General features: G+C 41.6%; 1 protein-coding gene. It reads left to right on the top strand.

The window, feature by feature from the left end:
* A partial coding sequence (locus tag AAEY88_RS12665; RefSeq protein WP_350562946.1) for a methyl-accepting chemotaxis protein occupies nucleotides 1-365 on the top strand: 365 nt, incomplete at both ends.

Genomic DNA, 365 nt, shown 5'->3' with positions numbered 1-365 from the left:
GTATACGCGTCAGAGTTATGACCGAGCTAAGCGTGCGATTAATGAAATTAAGCAGTTATCGACCTACATTGAACAAACATCAAACTCAGTCAATACCCTAAAAATTAACGCGACCAATATTAATGAAGTCATCACCACCATTAATGCTATTTCAGATCAAACCAACTTACTGGCATTAAACGCAGCAATTGAAGCGGCACGTGCAGGTGAAATGGGCCGTGGTTTTGCGGTGGTTGCCGACGAAGTAAGAACCCTTGCGGGTCGTACTCAAGCTGCGACGGTTGAAATTCATAAAATGATTGAATTACTGCAAAGTGAAACACTCAATATTGACAGCATTACTCAAGATACTGTCAAACAAGCAC

The organism is Psychrobacter sp. CAL346-MNA-CIBAN-0220, from assembly GCF_040309805.1.
Lineage (GTDB): Bacteria > Pseudomonadota > Gammaproteobacteria > Pseudomonadales > Moraxellaceae > Psychrobacter.
Note: the sequence above shows the minus strand (reverse complement) of the source record. Positions and strands in the feature narration are given on the sequence as shown.